The following is an 18,611-nucleotide window of genomic DNA, read 5'->3' on the forward strand; positions in this document are numbered from 1 at the left end:
ATAAAATATTGTTAACAGTAGATGTATTACAGATGGTATGACTCTTAATAATACAGTCACTTTTTGTCCTCCGACTATGAGTATCTAAGAATAAAATATTGAATTTTGGTGTTTTATATAATCATTCAGAACTTTCACCTAACGTTCTTGTATTCACGAACCCGAGAGCCTTAAGGCGCGGCAGCGCCGGGTCCGTCAGGACTTAGGCTCGCAGGGTTGTCTGCCTGATCCCGCTTCTTCGAAAAACCTCTGGCAGACCAAGGGAGCGTAGCGACCGCAGCGTGAATACGGTGTTATATGTAGTCCCAGCCCTCTTCGAATTCACTTACAAATATGAAACTTCCCCTGACTGACTTCAATACAAGCCTTTAATACGACGCTTCACCGGACTACCTTCAATACAGTCTTTAATACGACACGAACTGCCTCCAATACAAGTTTAATACGACGCTTCCGCGAACTACCTTCAATACAAGTCTTTAATACGACACTTCCCCGAACTGCCTTCAATACAAGTCTTTAATACGACGCTTCCTGAACTACCTTCAATACAAGTCTTTAATACGACGCTTCCCCGAACTGCCTTCAATACAAGTCTTTAATACGACGCTTCCCCGAACTACCTTCAATACAAGTCGATACTTCCGGAGTTCCTACAATAAAAATTCTTTATATAGTCATTAGCTGGGATTACTTATAACGTTCTTGTATTCACGAATCCGAGAGCCTTAAGGCGCGGCAGCGCCGGGTCCGTCAGGACTTAGGCTCGCAGGATTGTCTGCCTGATTCCTCTTCTCCGAATTATCATCGGGCAGACCAAGGAGTGTAAGCGACGCAGCGTGAATACGGTGTTAGACGATGCCAACGGCCCTCTTCGATCAGCTCACAATATTCATTATCGGTCCTTTGTAGTCTTTAGAGTCTTTAATACGGTTAATACGGTCTTTAATACGGTCTTTAATACGGTCTTTAATACGGTCTTTAATACGGTCTTTAATACGGTCTTTAATACGGTCTTTAAATCATTATTAAAAAGGGTCTTATCAAATTATAAGTCCGTCAATATAAAAAATTCATCCTAACATTCGACAGTTTACCATTCATTTCCTGCCAATTTATCGGGTGAGCTCGATGCGAATCAGATTAGATTATTATATAAAAGCTCTGCGTTGGTTTCGTCTAACGTTCTTGTATTCACGAATCCGAGAGCCTTAAGGCGCGATAGCGCCGGGTCCGTCAGGACTTAGGCTCGCAGGATTGTCTGCCTGATATTACATCTACGAAAAGCCCCGGGCAGACCAAGGGAGCGTAGCGACCGAAGCGTGAATATGGTGTTATAAGAAGTTGCTGCCATCATTGAAATACAGACACTTCATCAACTATTTATAAATGTTTCCTTTGCTCTATTCGACTTTATAAAATATAATATCCAAAAAGCACTTATTACCCCAAAGAGTATTGATACATGATAAGATTTAGGGATTATCTGCTCCCTACTGTAATAGTCTATATAAGTTAATATTCTAATTAGAATACAAGACACTTCAAAAATCATAATTAGTCTTAGTGCATAATTCTTCTTACTAATAAAGAGCATTAGAATTAGACCTGCAATTACCGTCTTTATTAAAGTTCCTATTATTATTACATTCTGTATCCAAGTACTTTCCTCAATGAGGTTAATAAAGTTAGGTACTATTCTTATAACTCCGGCAATATACATTACTTCACTTATAACTAAAATTATTAAATAAACAAGCAACCATCCTCCAATTGGTCTAGGGTATAACTCTTCAGCTTCATTATTTAGCATCGTTGAAACTCTCCCCGTTAAAGATCTTTATATAGTTTTGCAGCAATTTCTTATAACGTTCTTGTATTCACGAACCCGAGAGGCTTAAGGTCGCGTAGAGACCGGGTGGCTTCGCCACTTAGCCTCGCAGGGTTGTCTGCCTGATCAACTTCTCTGAATTATCTCCTGGTAGACCAAGGTCGGCGTAGCCGGCCGCGGCGTGAATACGGTGTTATCTGATGCATCTGCCTTCTCGAATAGCTTTCAAAGAGCCCTTATTAAAAAATATATAATCAGTATTAGCACTGTAATTATTATAATTATTACATTACCGATCTTCTTCCCAAAATCTCTATTTACTACATATGGAACATAAATGATTAGTAGTAACAAAGGAATTATTAGTGCTGAATAAAATATAATGGCAAATACTAAAAAGTAATCAAACAATTCATGTACTCCTTGTTTTATAAATAGCTGAGTTTTTATAGTTATTGAAAACGTTCCTAATTCAATACGTTTTCAGCTATTTAATTAATATCATACAGATAATTTATTGTTGATATTCACCATATAATTCTCGTACTTATGAGACAAAATTTAGAATCTTTATAGTCTTTAAATATAAGGTTTGCAGATGTTTCAGATAACGTTCTTGTATTCACGAACCCTCATCGCCTTAAGGCAGCGTAGCTGCCGGGTCCGACGGACTTAGGCGATGCAGGGTTGTCTGCCTGATTCACTTCTTCGAAAAACCTCGGGCAGACCAAGGAGCGTAGCGACGAAGCGCGAATACGGTGTTATGCGTTGCTTCCGGCATCCCTGTATCGCCTACAAAAAAAGTGCCGTTGGCTGTAGCATCTTCGAGTTCTCGTCCCGGCATGCTCTTCCTATTCTTGAAGCCGTTGGCTGTAGCATCCTCGAGTTCTCGCCCCGGCATGCTCTTCCTATTTCTTGAATGCCGTTGGCTGTAGCATCCTCGAGTTCACGTCCCGGCATGCTCTTCCTATTCTTGAGTTCCTTTCGTTACAGCCTCTTTGAGTCTTCATCCCCTATAGTTTTTTACTGTTTAGGAAGTTGCGCATAACGTTCTTGTATTCACGAACCCGAGAGGCTTAAAGGAGCGTAGCGACTGGGTCGAAGACTTAGCCTCGCAGGGTTGTCTGCCTGAATCCACTTCCTCGAGAAACCTCGGGCTGATCAAGGCTCCGTTAGGAGCCGCAGCGTGAATACGGTGTTAAGTGATGTTACCGCCTTCTTCGACTTGCCTTTCAAAAATAGTATTACAAATACAACTTCTTCGACTTGCATTCAAAAAATATTGTTTCAAATACTGCTTCTTCGGCTCGCATTCGAAATAGTGTTTTCAAATACCGCTTCTTCGACTCGCATTCGAAATAGTGTTTTCAAATACCGCTTCTTCGGCTCGCATTCAAAATAGTGTTTTCAAATACTGCTCCTTTGGCTCGCATTCAAAATAGTGTTTTCAAATACTGCTCCTTTGGCTCGCATTCAAAATAGTGTTTTCAAATACTGCTCCTTCGGCTCGCATTCAAAATAGTGTTTTCAAACTGCTTCTTCGGCTCGCATTCAAAATAGTGTTTTCAAATCCGCTCCTTCAGCTCGCATTCAAACATAATGTTTTAAATACTGCTTCTTTGGCTCGCATTCAAAATAGTGTTTTCAAATACTGCTTCTTCGGCTTGCATTCAAAGTATGTTTAAAATAATTGCGGTAATTTCACTTAACGTTCTTGTATTCACGAACCCGAGAGCCTTAAGGCGCGTAGCGCCGGGTCCGTCAGGACTTAGGCTCGCAGGGTTGTCTGCCTGAGTCCGCTTCTCCGAATTATCTTCGGGCAGACCAAGGAGCGTAAGCGACGCAGCGTGAATACGGTGTTATACGATGTTGCCTCTCCTTCGAGTTAACCCAAGAAATCGTCTTTTATAGTCTTTACCCATAGTGTTTTATAATCTTTTCAATATTCTCTTATAGGGCTTATAGGGTTCATCCGATTCTTCTCTGTCTAACCAGGGTGACGGCTAGGGGCGGAAATGTCGATTGAATCAAGGGAGGAGCTAACTTCTTCCCTTCATTCAATCGCATTTCATTTTTTTAGCCCCTATGCCTTTAATATCGGATGAATCCTTACTTAACCCTTATATAGAATATTGAAAATAATAATGGGTAAAGACAAAAGACGATTTCGGGCAGGAATCCTTTAGATCATGAAAACTATATATTCTGCATCCCATGAATCAAGGTTCCGCCGGCTGAGCTCCCAGCTCAAACATCTTCCCCAGGCGGGGCCTTTGATTCATATTGCTTCTACGAATTAACTTCTAGAATAATAGTTTTTCATGATTTTAGATTCCTGACGGGCTTCTACTTTAGGTTTAGGCAATGTCGTATAACGTCTTTTTCACGAACTTCGCAAACCCTACCCTCCACCCATTATCTGCGTATTTCGCAAAAAAGTCTGTTTTACACGTGATTCGCGTAAAGCTCCTTCTGCTCAATAAATCTGATCTAGCGGACTTTGGATTCGCCGCACATCCTTTACCGCGACGTGGGTATAACGCTCTGTGGTACGGCTGCTTTGATGGCCAAGAAGCTCCTGGATGTAACGTATATCGATACCGCCCTCTAGCAAATGTGTGGCGAACGAATGCCTGAGAGCATGTATGCTGACCTTTTTCGTGAGACCGGCGGAGGCTAGCGCATGCTCAAAGACTTTCTGTGCAGATCGCTCCGTGAGATGTCGCCGATCCATCTGTCCGGGAAACAGCCATTCCTCCGGCTTTTCATGGTCACAGTAAGCCCTTACGACCTCATAAGCGGCTTCGGATAGTAGCGTGAGCCGGTCTTTTCTCCCTTTCCCTTGCCGGACCCACAACGTTTTACGCTCATGATCCAAATCCTGCTTACGCAAACGTACAACCTCGCCAACCCGTAACCCGGAAGAATAAGTCAAATACAGAATCGCTTTATGTTTGAGATTATGAACGGATTCGAGCAGCCGCTTGACTTCATGCTGAGATAGCACAGGTGGGAGCTTCTTCTCTTTTTTGGGACGAACATAGGGAGCAGACTCCTTCTGATTCAATACATGACGCATATAGAATTTAATGGCGCTGATCGCTTGATTGACGTAAGCGTGGGAGCACTGGCGCTCCAGCAAATAAAGGGAGTAGCGTTGTGCGGTCCGGTCGCTCCACGGCTCCAGGGTCGATCGAATATATCCATAAAAACGTTCAAGCTGCCCGCAATAAGCTTTAACCGTTTTTGAACTGTAACCTCTCATCACCAACTCATTCTTTAATTGCGTCTTCCGCTCATCGTGCCAATCAAATAAAGAAGGCGTCGCCAGAGACGCTCGAGTCGATTCCAGATCATCCCGTCTGAATTGGAGCATATCGCATTCCTCCGCTAATGCGGGCTCCACCTCCATGCAGTAGCCCTGAAAAAGGTCTAAGCAGTGTTCGATCACTCCAAGCGTATAAGGAACAGTCCAGACAGCTTCCTCCGGGATCCACTTTCGCCCGGGTACCTGCCTGATCTTTGCAACATCGTTCTGGTTAAAATACTGCAGCTTGACAGCCAAAGTTTCCTCGTTTCGTTTTGAAAGGAATACCTTCATACGTTCACCTTCCCGATTAGTATATCAAAACTACAAATAAATGGTAATATAACTCAATTTACGGGTGGATTGCCGTAGCAACTGACTGTTATCCAGCCGTAGTGATATGGAGTATGGACAGTATTCATTCGCCGCCTCGCCCCCTACTGAGCCCTAATACCATAAAAAAAGAGGTCTCCCAGTCTAGTCTGTCTGTTACAGACCCAGGAAACCTCCGATGCTTTCGGGGATCGACGCATATTCAGTTGACATTCGCTGAGGCAATGACCGTCTTGAAGAACCTGAACCGCAGAAGCCCAGGCGCTCGTTTCCGCGCTGCGAGGCAGTCTTTCGACCCTCACGGGTTAATCATGCTGTCCACTGAAGTCGCCTATCGATTACATTGTCTCCAATGAAATACTGCTGCCTTTTCCTCCCGGCTGGGACGGCTGCACGACAAGACGGCGCGGCAACCGGGCGCGAAGCTCCGGCACATGACTGATTACTCCGACTGTGAGTTTGTCCATGTGCAGCTTCTCCAGCGCACTGATTACGGCTTCGAGCAGCTCCGGATCCAGTGTGCCGAATCCTTCATCAAGGAAGAAAAATTCAAGCGGGTATTGACCCTTCAGCTGGATTTGCGCGGAAAGCGCCAAAGCGAGCGACAGCGAAGTTAGGAATGTCTCGCCTCCGGATAGCGTCGTCACCGGCCGTCGTACGCCTCCGTTGGCATCATCGCGAATAATAAAGCCCCCGCCCGAATCGACTTCGATGGCGTATTTTTGCCTTGTGAGCTGGCCCAATCGTTCGGAAGCGCTGCGGCTGACATGCAGCAGCTGCTCCTCGGCCAAAAACTCGACAAAAGCATTACCGCGAAGCGCGGCTTGCAGTTTCACTAGCAGCGACAGTTCTTGCTGACGCGAGGAACGCTGTGCCTCGAGCTCCGACCATCGCTGATGCTTCGCCTGGAGCTCCTCCCAGTCGCGCTCCGCTTTGGCGGTCGTTTGTAATGCTGCTTCATCCTGTTCCTTGCACTCCTGGAGCTCCGCTTCAAGCTCCGACCACGTGTCTTCCGACACTTCCCGGCCGCCCAGCTCACGTTCAAGCTCATGGCGTCTGGCGGTAAGCTGGTGCTCAAGCTTGCGATGCGCCTCCGTTTCAGCTTGCCAAGCCGTCTGCTGCTCCGAAGAAAGCAGCGACTGGTTCACTTCGTCGACCGAGGCAAACCGTTCGGCGTTCGCTTGCTGCGCCCACTCGGCTCGCAGCTCCGCATCCAGTTGCTCGGCCGATTGAGCCGCTTGTTTGGCCGCCGCATCCTGCTGGACACATTGCTGCATCGAAGCTTGAGCGCTCTCCAGTCCTTCCGCAGCAGCGGAAGCCTGTCCGCGAAGGGCTGTCAGCTTCGCTTGCGTTTCCGAAGCAAGCACAGCTGCGTCCTGCTCGCCAACCCACGCCTTCAACTGTTCCCCTTTTTGCGAAATGAACAGTTCCAAGCTTTGGCGTTCAGCGCCGCGTTGGATGCACAATTTCTCCATCTCGCCCAGCTCCAATTGCAACCGTTCAAGATTTCCCTGCTTTTCCGTAAGGAACGAGACGCTCTTCTCCAGCCGTTCGCGCAAATCTTCTGCCTGTCGGTCCCTCTGCTGCAGGCTATCCGCTTCTTCGGCGATGCGGTTTGGATCGAATTCCGAATAGTTGTCCGGCCAATTCTCCTGCAAGCGCTGAATCGTCTGCTTAAGCTCCGAATGCTTTTGACTTTGAGAGGAGAGGAGGCTTTGCATCGCCTGTTCCCGCGCGAGAAGCTCCTGCTCACGCTGGTCGGCTTGGCGTTTCTCCTGCATCAGGCGCTGCAGCGACGTCTGCAGCTCTTGAATGTGGCGCCCTGCGCCAGTTAAAGCAGCTGCCGTTTCTTTGACGGATTGCAAAATCCGCTCCGATGAAAGCCCCGTCGCCGCGCCTTCGGCGTTGGTCTCTACGGGTACATCGACGGCCGCCGCCGCAGCCGCTTCCAGCCAACCGGAATCCGCTTCCTTGCGGTCTTCATCTCGAGCACCGGCAGCACCCGCTGATAGCAGATGATGTCCCGTCTGAAGAAGCTGCCCCTCGAGTGCTTGTAACGTATGCTGCTGCTGCCGGCAAGAAAGCTGCTGCTCTCTGGCTTGCTGTTGAATCTGTTCCAGCTGAGCGATTTCGTTCTCCGGGGAAGCGCCAGTTCGTACATTCAGCTGCCCCTCCGATCCTGCCGGATGAGGATGCTCCATCGCCCCGCAAACCGGGCAAGCTTCGCCTTCGTGCAAATGCGCGGCAAGCCGTTCCGCCAGCTTCTCCAGCTCCGCTGCCTTCTCCATCGCCCGAAGCTCCGCGACTCGCTGCGGGATGGCGGAGAGTCCGCTTGTTAACGCATGTTCCATGCGATTCAATTCATTATGTATATCGGCAGCTTGCTGCAGCCATATTGTCCCTTTGGCCATCCAGTCAGCACCCGACTGCTGTAGCCCCGACCTCGCCTCTCCCAATCGCCCAAGCTCCGCTTGCTGCTTGTGCAGCTCCACGTCGAGCTCGGATGCCTGCTTCTCCAGGCGCTCCCATTCACGCTTCTCCTGCAGCGCCTCCTGCAGCCGACGACGGTACGCGCTCGGCACCTCGGCGCGCTTCAGCTCCGCCTGCAGCTGCGCCTGGCGCTGCAGCGCCTTCTCCCGCAGCTCGCGCTCGCGCGCCTGCTCCGCACGGCCGGCGGCGAGCCGCGCCTCGAGCTGCGCCGCCTCCGCGGCCAGCGCGGCCAGCCGCTCGCGGTCGCCCGCGAGCTCGGCGGCCAGCGCCGCCGCCTGGCGCAGCTGCTCGAGGCGCAGCACGAGCGGCGCCTCCTGCGCGGCGAGCGCCTCGCGCGCGGCGGCATGCGCCGCTTGCGCCTGCGCCAGCGCGCCTTGCGCTGCGGCGAGCGCTGCTGCGGCAGCGCCGGCGGCTTCGCGCTCCCGCACGAGCTGCTCGGCAGCGGTGCCGAGCCGCCTCACGAGCGGGCGCAGCCGCTCGGCCTGCGCAGCACGAGCGAGCCTCGCCTCAAGCGCCGCCACGTGCGGCGCCTGCGCGGCCAGCGCCGCTTCACGCGCAGCGACGGCGGCGAGCTCCCGCTGCAGCTCGCGAACGGTGCGCAGCTCCGTGGCGCGGCGCTCGCAGGCAGCGAGCCGCTCGCGGAGCACGCGAGCGGCCTCGCGCGCTTCGCGCAGCCGCGTCTCGGCACGGGCAAGCGCCTCCGCCGAAGCGTCACCAAGGCCTTGCTGCTCGGCCTGCAGTTCTTTGATCGCTACATCCGTTTCCTTGTAACGCGATGCGGTTTTCGCGCTCAGACGGTCGCCGTACGGCTCCAGATGAAACAGCCGCTGCAGCATCGCACGGCGGTCCTTTCCGGTCAACGTCAAAAACTCGGCAAATTTTCCTTGCGGCAGCACGACCGCTCTTGTGAAATCGGCCATCGATAAACCGAGAATCGCTTGAACCTGCTGGTTCACATCGCCGGCTTTATCCGCAAGCACCAGCGTCTCTCCGTCAATCAGTTGTATCAGTCGGCTCAAGCTGCCCTGCACCGACACATCGCCGCTACGTTTAAACTGACGGTCGACCCGGTAGCGGTGCACCCCTTCGGCGGAACCGAGCTCGAACGTGAACGAGACGGATAGCGTCGACTCCGACTGGTTCATAATCGCCTGCGTCCCGCCGGAGGCCCGTTCGACTTTGCCGAACAGCGCCAGCGTAATCGCATCGAGAATCGTTGACTTGCCGCTTCCGGTCGGTCCGAATATCCCGAACACGCCGGCTTCCGTCAGCGCCGTAAAATCGATCTCCTGAACCTCGCGATAGCTTTGCAGGCCGGATAGCTGCAAATGAATCGGCCGCATGCGCAGCCCTCCTTTTCCATAGATGGATCTAAAGTAGTATATAGAACGATGATCGTAAGTACGTGGGAACGGACTGGCGGATGGTGCAGATGTCCACGATGCCGGAGCGAAAGCACAGCACGTTTTCCCTGCCCTCGCACAGCAATACCGAGAAACGAAGCTGACGGCTCTTGATCAGCTCAACGGCTCCGCGGCTCGACGGAACGGCCGCATGCATGCAGGCAACCGTTCAGCGCCGCAAGCCCCGACCATCGTTTCCCGATAGATTCGAAAGCCGCTTACGCTTCGACTTCTTCCTCATCGGCGGTCAGCAGCTCCAGAAACAACCGGACAAGCTCCGGTTCCGGCTGAGCGCCCCCAGTTTGCCGCTCGTAAAAGCGGCGGAACAACTCGTCCATCGGCATTTTCGCTGCCGATACGGCTTCCTTCGCGGCTTGCTCCAGCTCCGGGTAAATCGGACGTATGTGAATCAGTCCCTCACGAGCTTGCCGGAGCTTATGGATTTGCTCGAGCGACATCGTCTCGTTCAAATGCACCTCCAGATCGATCCATGCCTGGGCGTCCTTCCCCTCATCCAGCCAGCGGTGCACCTCCGCAAGTCCTCCTTTGGCTTTCCACTCGACGAGCGGCCGGCCGCAGGACAAATAAATCTCCTCTACTTGCGGTGCGTAACCCGGCTTCATCTCCAGCACGGTGACCGATTTGGCGTATCCGGCCTCGGAGAAGCTGTAAGCGAGCGGCGAGCCGCAGTAGCGCATCATCGTCTCCGACTTGATATATTGCGGACGATGCAGATGGCCGAGCGCCACATATTGAGCGCCAGCCGCAAGGGCCGCCGTATCGACCGTGTAGGCTCCGCCGACCTGAATCGGACGTTCCGATTCCGTTTCTTTGCCGCCGAGCACGTACAAGTGGCTCATGAGCAAATTGACGGTATCCTTACGGTAGTGACGCGCTTGCGCACGGACCAGATGGCCAACCCGCTCGGAGTAGGCCGCACGCAGCAATTCCTCCTGAATGTCATCCGACAGCAGCTCACGCAGTCTCGACTCGGAAGGATAAGGAAGCGCGAACAGCACGGCCTGCTCTCCCGTTCGTGCAACGCAAGTCTCATACACGCGCGCCTCCGGCAATCCGACGAGCGTAACGCCGAGTCTGCTTGCGAGCGGCGCGGCGGCGGCCAGCCGGTCCGGATGATCATGGTTGCCTGCGATCACATAGACCGGCCTTCGTCCCTGATCCGACAGCCGCGCCAGCGCGTCGTAAAACAGCTGCTCTGCCGCAGCGGGAGGATTGACCGTATCGTATACGTCCCCGGCCAGCAGCACCAAATCGATCTGCTGCGAGTTCACGATATCCGCCAGCTCATCGATAAAAGCTTCCTGCTCCGCCAGCCGGCTCCTTCCTTCCAGCGAACGGCCGAGATGCCAGTCCGCCGTATGCAGTATCCGCATACTTGATCTCCTCTCTCACTTCGCACGTCTTATAGTTCGACAACATGCGCCCCATCGAATAAAAAGATATACTTTTGCGTAACAGGACGTTTCCAAATCCGTTCCACCGCTTTGCCGTACAAATCCAGCTGCAGCCGGTAGCCTTCCGCTATTTTCGCGGGAGAACCGCCTTTCAGCCGGTCGGTTTTATAATCAAGAAGCACAAGCCCCTCTTCCTCTTCGATCAGGCAGTCGATAACCCCTTGCAGCATGACCGCTTCATCAGATAATCCGCCTTGGTCCGCTCCATAAACGTCGCGTGCCGGCAGTCCGAAGCTGAACGGCACTTCGCGGTGTACCTGCTTCGCCCGCAGCATCCGCTGTCCGAGCGCGCTTTGGAAAAACGCGGCGATGCCTTTCGGATCGACTAGCGCGCTCTGTGCTTCCGTCAGCAGCTCCCGTTCTACCATCGATACAAGCGTATGGCGAATTTCATTCTCTCCCGGCTCGCCGTCCAAGGGAATATGCTGCATCACCGAGTGAAAGACCGATCCCCGTTCGGCAGCGTTCATTTCCCGCTGTTCCAGAAACCGCGGCCTCCTCACGATCACGGGCCGAAACCCGCCCTGCTGCGGATGCTTTTCCACCGCAGAGGCGACCGCTTCCAGCTCGTCCGCGCCTCGAATTCCCGGCAGAAGCAGCGGCGCCGGTTCATCCGACAACATATCCATCAACCGGTGGTGCTCGGACAGCCGTTTCAGCTCCGTTACCGATGTCTTGGACAGCACCTTCGTCGCATCGGGATGCGCATAGTTCCAGGACAGCCGCCGCCATACTTCGTGCTCCGTCTGAACGGAGCCGTCAACCGGCTCCAGCCGCAGGAGCGCTGACCACCGATCCCCGTCGAGCGGCGCAAACGATACGGCCGCTTGCGTTACACCGGCGAATAGATCCGGTTGAACCACACGAACGCGCCATTCCGACGTCTCGCCGAACAAGAACGGCTGACTGCGGTATTCTAGCCCGCCGGCTTCGCGCAGCGGTTGACCGTCCGGATGCCGGATCAATGCAGGCCCGACCCAGTCAAGATAACAGCGCGCCTTGGCCACGGCATCATCGGGCAGTGCCTCGTTCTCACGGGAAAGAAATCGCGACCACGACGCCGCAAGCTTATCCGCGCCTTTGACCGTTGCGACCAGCACCAGCTTTTCCCGCGCGCGCGTCAGCGCTACATAAAGCACCCGCATTTCTTCCGCAAGCATTTCCAGCTGAATTTTGCGCTTGATCGCAAGCCAAGGCAGCGTCGGGTAGCTGACTCGCGTGTCCAGTTCCATATATTTCGGGCCGAAGCCGAGTTCCTTATGCAGCATGAACGCGTCCGCAAGGTCGCGCCGATTGAACTGCTTGGCCATCCCCGCCACGAAAACGACCGGGAATTCCAGCCCTTTGCTCTTGTGAATCGTCATGATGCGAACGACGTCTTCCTGCTCGCCGAGCGCCCTTGCGGTGCCAAGGTCTCCCCCGCTGTCCTGCATACGGGCGACAAACCGCAGAAACCGGAACAGTCCGCGGAACGATGTCGCTTCATACTGTTTGGCCCGATCGTAGAGCGCCCTCAGGTTCGCCTGACGCTGCTGGCCGCCGGCAAGACCGCCGACATAATCGAAATAACCGGTTACCCGGTAAATGTCCCAGATCAAATCCGCCAGCGACATTTGCTGCGCCTCACGCCGCCACGCCTTGAGCTGCGCCAAAAAAAGATTCAGCTTCGCTTGCAGATCCGGATGTTTAGGAAGCTGTTCCGCCCCTAAGCCATCAGTTTTCTCCTCGATACCAAGCGCTTGTCTTTGCTCGCCGCCCGCATCCTTCGCATAAGCGCGGACTGCGTCGTAATACGCTCCATGCTTGCTGTTTATGCGGATTTGAGCAAGCTCCTCGGCCTGCAAACCGACGATCGGCGAACGGAGCACCGATACGAGCGGAATATCCTGATATGGATTATCGATCACCTTGAGCAGCGATAACAGCACCTGGACCTCGGTCGCCGTAAAATAGCCGCTGTTCAGCTCCGCATAAGCCGGAATCCCTTGCAGCTGCAGCTCCTCGATCAGCACCGGCGCCCATTGCTGCGTCGCACGCAGCAGGATCACGATGTCCCGATACGTGGCATCGCGCAGGCCGCCGGCCGCTTTATCGAAAACCTGCATTGGACGCCCGCCGTCCATGCCTGTCATGGTACGGATTTGCTGAGCGATATAGCGGGCTTCCAACTGAACCGTCTGAAGCTCGCGCGCATCGGCAGCCGACTCGTCTGCGCCTGCGCCTTCTTCGTTCGAACCGGCCGAGCCGGCGTCCTCGAACTCCGCGTCGCGGCCGTCCGATGAAGTATCGGCCGCACGGTCAATGAGCACAAGCTCCGCTGCGGCGTCGTGCTCCGGCTCGGGATACCCGGCGCCGTATACGAGCTTTGCCCTGTCATCATAGGCGATCTCGCCGACGGTCTCCTGCATGATTTGCCGGAAAATATAATTCGTGCCGTCGACGACCTGGCGCCTGCTGCGGAAATTGCGCGCCAAATCGATACGCTGTCCCGGCTCGGTACCGTCCGTCCGGTAGCTTTTGTATTTCTCTTGGAACAATCCCGGCTCCGCCAATCGGAACCGATAAATGCTCTGCTTGACGTCTCCGACCATGAAACGGTTGCCCGGCGCGGGCGCCGAGATCAGCTCCACGATGGCTTCCTGAACCCGGTTCGTGTCCTGGTATTCGTCCAGCAGCACTTCGGCGAATTGCTCCCGGTATTCCATTGCGGCAGGCGACGGGATAAGCTGCTCCGGTCCGGCTTCCTTAGCGCATAATATGTGCAGGCAGTAATGCTCCAGATCGGCAAAATCGACGAGCCGCTTGGCCATCTTGGCCTGCCGGTACCGCTCTCCGAATTCGATCACCAGCTCGCTGAGCGCCTGCATTAAAGGAGCCATCGCCTTCAGCTCTGCTTGGAATTGCTGCGGCGTCCGCCCGAACAGCTCTTCCCGCATCGCCGCTACCCGCTCCTTCGCCTCGTTGCGGAGCTCCTTCACCTGCTCTTGAAGCGCCTTGTCGTACTGGTCTCCCTTGCAAGGCTTCAGTTTGCCGAAAGCGGCCCCCTGAAACGCGTCGTATAACGGCTCCCAACCGCCGGCATTCAATACTTCCAGCAAATGTTCTACGACAGTCCAATCGTCCCGCAAGGTGGCTTCGTACGGAACAGGCCCTCCCGGCTGTCCGGCAATCGCCAGCGCTTCGCCCAGCAGCGCAGCCGCTCCCAGCAGCTCCAGTCTGGCGGAAGTCATCAGGCTCGGCACCCATGGGTTGTCGCCCATCACCTCGCCGCGTTCGAACATCGCTGCGCTTTGGCGCAGCCAATGGTCGGGCCACGGATGGCTGCGGGAATCGTCGTACAAGCGCTGAATAAGTCCGAACAATGCGTCGTCGCTTTTATCGCCGCTGAACGTATCGGCAAGCCGCCAGAAGGCGTCCCCTTCCTCGGCGGCGCCGTACCGCTCCTCCAACTGCTCCTCGAGCAAATCCTGGCGCATCAAGGCGCTTTCCGTTTCGTTGGCGATGCGGAATCCCGGATCGAGTCCAACGAGCTGGTAATGGCGCTGAATGACTTCCATGCAAAAGGAGTGAAGCGTCGTGATGGAAGCCCGCTGGATGAGCGCCAGCTGGCGCTGCAAATGATCCGATCCCGGATTGGCCGCAAGCGCCTTTTCCAACGCGTCGCTGATCCGGTGGCGCATCTCGGAAGCTGCCGCCTTCGTGAATGTCGCGACGAGCAGCCGGTCTACGTCGAGCGGGTTCCGCTCATCGGCTATGCGCCGGATGATCCGCTCGACCAGCACCGCCGTTTTTCCTGAGCCGGCCGCCGCCGCCACCAGCATCGAATGGCCTCGTATGGCAATGGCATCCCACTGATCGTCGGTCCAGGTGCTGCCTTCCGGTTTCGGAATGTGTTCGATCATGGCGTTTCTCCTCCGTCGCTCTCACTTCGTTCATCCGTCGTTTCCTGATCGTCGTCCTGTTTCGAGGCCGCCGCCTCCATTTGGGCAATGGACAGCGCTTTGCCCGCCGCCGGGCGGAACGGATGGGCGCCATTTCTCACCGGTCTCGATTGTTCCTTGCTGCGCAGTCCCGTGTCGCGTCCGCTCGTATTGGACTGCTCCATCAGCTCCCACACCAGGTCTCTTCCTATGGGCGTCAGCGTCTTGTAGTCGTTCCCCTCGAATTGCTGGTCAAAATGGCACACAGACCTGTATGCGCATTGCCCGCAGGCGGAGATCGCCCCGGACCGGTATGGGGTAATATCGATGCAGCCGTCCGTCATCGACTCGCCGATGCTCTTGATCGTCCGCTTCACGTATTTGCGTACCGTATCCCACTGCTGCTCCGTCGCTACGGAGGACGTCTTATAAAAGCTGCCGTCCGTCTTGAGCGCAGCCGGAAGCAGGTCGGAATATCCGCTCGAGCCGATTAAGCCGCTATCCATCAGCCGGATCACGTCCGGATCGGCAGTCAGCATGCCTTTGGTCTTAAATTTCTTGAGCAGCTCCGCCTGTATGGCTTCGCCGCTTAATCCGTTCTTGGCGTTCAACACCGGATTATGTACGTGGAAATATAGCACACCGGCCGGCTTCGCTTCTTTCCCGAGCCAGATCGGGGAATGCGTCAAGATGACGTCAAGGTAAGCAAGCATTTGCAGCGAAAGCCCGTAATACACTTCGAACATCTGCAGCGCTTTGCCGCTCGATTTGTAATCGACGACCCGGAGGAGCGTCCCTTTATCGGTGTCCGCCCGGTCGATCCGGTCGATTCTGCCGCGAAGCTCCATTTGGACTCCGTTGTCCAATTTGTACTGCATCGGCGGGATCGACTCGCCGCTTCCGAAGCCGATTTCGAGCCCGACGGGCCGGAATTGCCCGCGCTTCGCATGCTCGCCCAGCATGACTGCCGCCCGGCTGATCACCTGTTTCAGCTTACGCGCGATGTACAGGTATCGTTTGGAGCTCAGCAATATTTCCCCTTGCAGCCTCGGCGCGAGCATATCGACGACAACCGCCGCCCGCCGTTCGCATTCGACCGGAGTAAGCGCGCCCCAGTCTACGCCTTCTTGCATCGTTTGCTCCGCAAACAAGCTCAGCGCCGAATGGAACAGCTGCCCGACATCGGGCGCGTCCAGCCGGAAAATGCGCCGTTCCTTCAACCGCAAGCCGTGCGAAGCGAACTGCGAGAACGGACAGGAGACGAAACGCTCCATTCTCGACACGCTAGTCTCGATACGGCTGCCGTATAGCAAGCGGCTCGTTTCCGCGCTTAAGTACGCTTCCTGATTCGTATAGAGCAAAGACTCCAGCAGCCGCGACAGCTTGGCGCCGTATTCCGGCTGACGGGCGAACCAGTTATATACCGACCACCAGACGCTGCCCACCGGCTTCCCTTGCATCCACAGCTTCAGCTGTACGATCAGATGCGAGAGCGCCTTATCCGGGCTTACGGCATATTCCATCTGCTCGCTCAGCGGCGTTCCCGGAGCCGGATCGGTCATCAGCAGCCGCTCGCTTACTTGCGGGAACATCCGCTTCATCTGACGAATGATATCGGACGGCAGCAGCGATTTTCCTTCCTCATCCGCAAGCGGGTAGCTAAGCCATATTCCGCCGGACGGTGTGCAGAAAGCGCAGTACATAAGAAAGGGCTCGTCAAGCAGCCGTCTGCGGCTGCCTTCCGCCATGGACAATCCCGCTCCTGCCAACTGCTCCCGTTCCATTTCGGTCAGCACGCCGCTTTCCGTAATTTTGGCCGGCATAACGCCTTCGTTCACGCCGAGCACGAACATGTGCTTTACCTCGCCGGAACGTGTCCGGTCCATGCTTCCGATCAGCACCTGATCCAGCGTCGGCGGCACCAGTCCGAGCTTGATGCTTTCCAGTCCGGTCTCGACCAGCTCCGCAAACAGCTCCAGAGACGTCGGCTCCTCTCCCATCAGCTCCACCAACTGATCGAGCACATCCATCACGCGGTCCCATACTTGCGAATGCTCTCTTGCTTTCTCCGGTCTGCCCTCGCGCAGCGCGCTTTGGCTCCACATCTCGAGCCTCTCAGGAACATGCAAACCGACGAGCAGCTCGTACAGTGCAGCTACCCGGTCGCGAACGTTAGACCGCTTCCCCATCGACTGATGCAGTTGCGCGAGCGGCTCGGCAATGCGCCTGCGGCAAACATTGATCGCGTGCAAAAAACGTTCATCGGCCGCGTTCCGTTCGCCTTCCGTATCGTCCAAAGTCGTGCGGTACGAGTAAGTCCAGTCGCGCGAATCGGTCCATTTGGTACCTCGAATACCAAAGGCCAGCACGTAATTTTCCAATTGATCCATCAAGTGCCTGTCGATCCGCACGGCCCCTTGATGATCCGCGCCGCTTGATCCGATCGGCAAGAAGAAATCCGTCTTCACACAGCGGAATACCGCATCGTACTTCCAGCCGCTGCGGATCGCTTCGAGCGACGAGCGGATCAGCTCGACAAGCGGATGATGCATCACCGACCGCTTCTGATCGAAAAAGTGCGGGATGCCGTAATCCTTGAACGTGCCGGCCACCAAGTCTCCGTAAGCCTCTATGTTGCGCACGGAAACGGAAATATCCCGCCACCGCAATCCTTCGTCGCGAACCAGAGCGACGATGTCGCGAGCCGCCGCTTCCACCTCCGCCCTCCGATTCACCGCTGCCGATAGCCGTAAGGAGGATTTCCCGATCGTCGGGACGGCAGGCTTGTACGGCCGCTTGACCCGATCTTCGAAATGATGCTCCAAATACGCGAGCATCGGATTATGCTCGAACCGAACCGGCGAATCGCCGTTCAGCATCACCGTTTCGCCGATCTGCACGCCCGCCTGCGGCAGACGCTCGCGCAGTTGTATCAATGTCCGGGCTGTCGGATGGAACAAGTCGAGCTCCTGCGGACGCTCATGCGTTATGTAATCTTTGTTCAGGCATAAGGTGAGCGTAACGTTGTCGCTGCATCGCGCGAGCTGCTCGAGCACCGCGAATTCCTGGGGGGTGAACCCGTGGAAGCCGTCAACCCAGCATTCGGCTCCCCGAATATAGGATGACTGCTGCAGCTGCTGCGCCAGTAAAGTCAGATAGTCCTCTCCGTCCAAATACAGGCGCGAAAGTTCGGCTTCGAACTCCGAATAGACGAACTGGAGATCGTGAATTTTGTCTTCGAGCGCCGCTCCGGTTTCGCCCCGGCTTCCCGCCCCGGCCCTGTTCTCGTACCAGTGTCTGAGCCCTTCGCCCGTGATGCAGTATCGCTTGAATTCGCTGAACAGTTGATTCAAATTATCCAGAAATCCGGTCTGGTCCGCCGAAGCCTGAAATCGTCGCAGCCGGCCTTTATGTTTATGCAAAATACGGTGAAGCAGCAGCTTTTTGCCGGTCTCGTCGATCGGCAGCCTAGCCGTCCCTCCGACCTCCTGCATGACCCTCCACGCGAGCCTTCGGAAGCTGAGCACCTGCGCGCGAAGCGTACCTCCCAGCTCAGGCGTTGAGATCAGCGCATACTCCGCCTGAAACGTCGCCTGCTCCGGCACGAGCCAAATCAATGGCCGCCCGTTCGGCGCCTCGATCAGCTTGCGCTGGATGTCCTGTAAACAATACTCCGTCTTGCCGCTGCCCGCCCGGCCGAGTACAAACCGAAATGCCATGATCGTCACCTCAATATCCGAATCGTTTGCCAATGACTCTCCTATTCTACCAAAAATGAACCGGTTTAGGGAAAAGGTAGGTTTTGGCTGCACTCATCATTATATCACATCGAACGAATAAGAACACTTGTTC

At 54.8% G+C, this 18,611-nt stretch carries 6 protein-coding genes; all 6 read right to left on the reverse strand.

Annotation, left to right across the window (positions count from 1 at the left end; translation table 11 throughout):
• Window positions 1–1,375 precede the first annotated feature (1,375 nt).
• Complete coding sequence (locus tag KXG62_RS19885; RefSeq protein ID WP_218093760.1) at window positions 1,376–1,813, reverse strand: DUF2569 family protein; 438 nt, start codon at window positions 1,811–1,813, stop codon at window positions 1,376–1,378.
• A gap of 2,494 nt (window positions 1,814–4,307) precedes the next feature.
• Window positions 4,308–5,432: a tyrosine-type recombinase/integrase gene (locus tag KXG62_RS19890; RefSeq protein ID WP_218093761.1), complete on the reverse strand. Its 1,125-nt coding sequence runs from the start codon at window positions 5,430–5,432 to the stop codon at window positions 4,308–4,310.
• Window positions 5,433–5,809: 377 nt separating this feature from the next.
• A complete protein-coding gene (locus tag KXG62_RS19895; protein ID WP_218093762.1) occupies window positions 5,810–9,304 on the reverse strand; it encodes an AAA family ATPase in 3,495 nt (1,164 codons plus the stop codon).
• Between the two features lie 278 nt (window positions 9,305–9,582).
• Window positions 9,583–10,758 carry an exonuclease SbcCD subunit D gene (locus KXG62_RS19900; protein ID WP_218093763.1) on the reverse strand — a complete coding sequence of 392 codons (1,176 nt, stop codon included), beginning with the start codon at window positions 10,756–10,758 and terminating at the stop codon, window positions 9,583–9,585.
• Between the two features lie 29 nt (window positions 10,759–10,787).
• Complete coding sequence (gene addA, locus KXG62_RS19905) at window positions 10,788–14,741, reverse strand: helicase-exonuclease AddAB subunit AddA (RefSeq protein WP_218093764.1); 3,954 nt, start codon at window positions 14,739–14,741, stop codon at window positions 10,788–10,790.
• The gene (addB, locus tag KXG62_RS19910; protein WP_218093838.1) at window positions 14,738–18,478 is read right to left on the reverse strand and encodes a helicase-exonuclease AddAB subunit AddB; all 3,741 of its coding nucleotides are present in this window, start codon (window positions 18,476–18,478) and stop codon (window positions 14,738–14,740) included. The genes addA and addB overlap by 4 nt, the downstream gene beginning before the upstream one ends.
• Window positions 18,479–18,611: the final 133 nt, after the last annotated feature.

The sequence above is a fragment of the Paenibacillus solanacearum genome (assembly GCF_910593845.1).
Lineage (GTDB): Bacteria > Bacillota > Bacilli > Paenibacillales > NBRC-103111 > Paenibacillus_G > Paenibacillus_G solanacearum.

Bases quoted from the DNA above. Each gene is read 5' to 3' on its own strand.
- KXG62_RS19900 (WP_218093763.1), bottom strand. From the start codon at position 10,758: ATGCGGATACTGCATACGGCGGACTGGCATCTCGGCCGTTCGCTGGAA.
- KXG62_RS19885 (WP_218093760.1), bottom strand. From the start codon at position 1,813: ATGCTAAATAATGAAGCTGAAGAGTTATACCCTAGACCAATTGGAGGA.
- KXG62_RS19895 (WP_218093762.1), bottom strand. From the start codon at position 9,304: ATGCGGCCGATTCATTTGCAGCTATCCGGCCTGCAAAGCTATCGCGAG.
- KXG62_RS19890 (WP_218093761.1), bottom strand. From the start codon at position 5,432: ATGAAGGTATTCCTTTCAAAACGAAACGAGGAAACTTTGGCTGTCAAG.
- addA (WP_218093764.1), bottom strand. From the start codon at position 14,741: ATGATCGAACACATTCCGAAACCGGAAGGCAGCACCTGGACCGACGAT.
- addB (WP_218093838.1), bottom strand. From the start codon at position 18,478: ATGGCATTTCGGTTTGTACTCGGCCGGGCGGGCAGCGGCAAGACGGAG.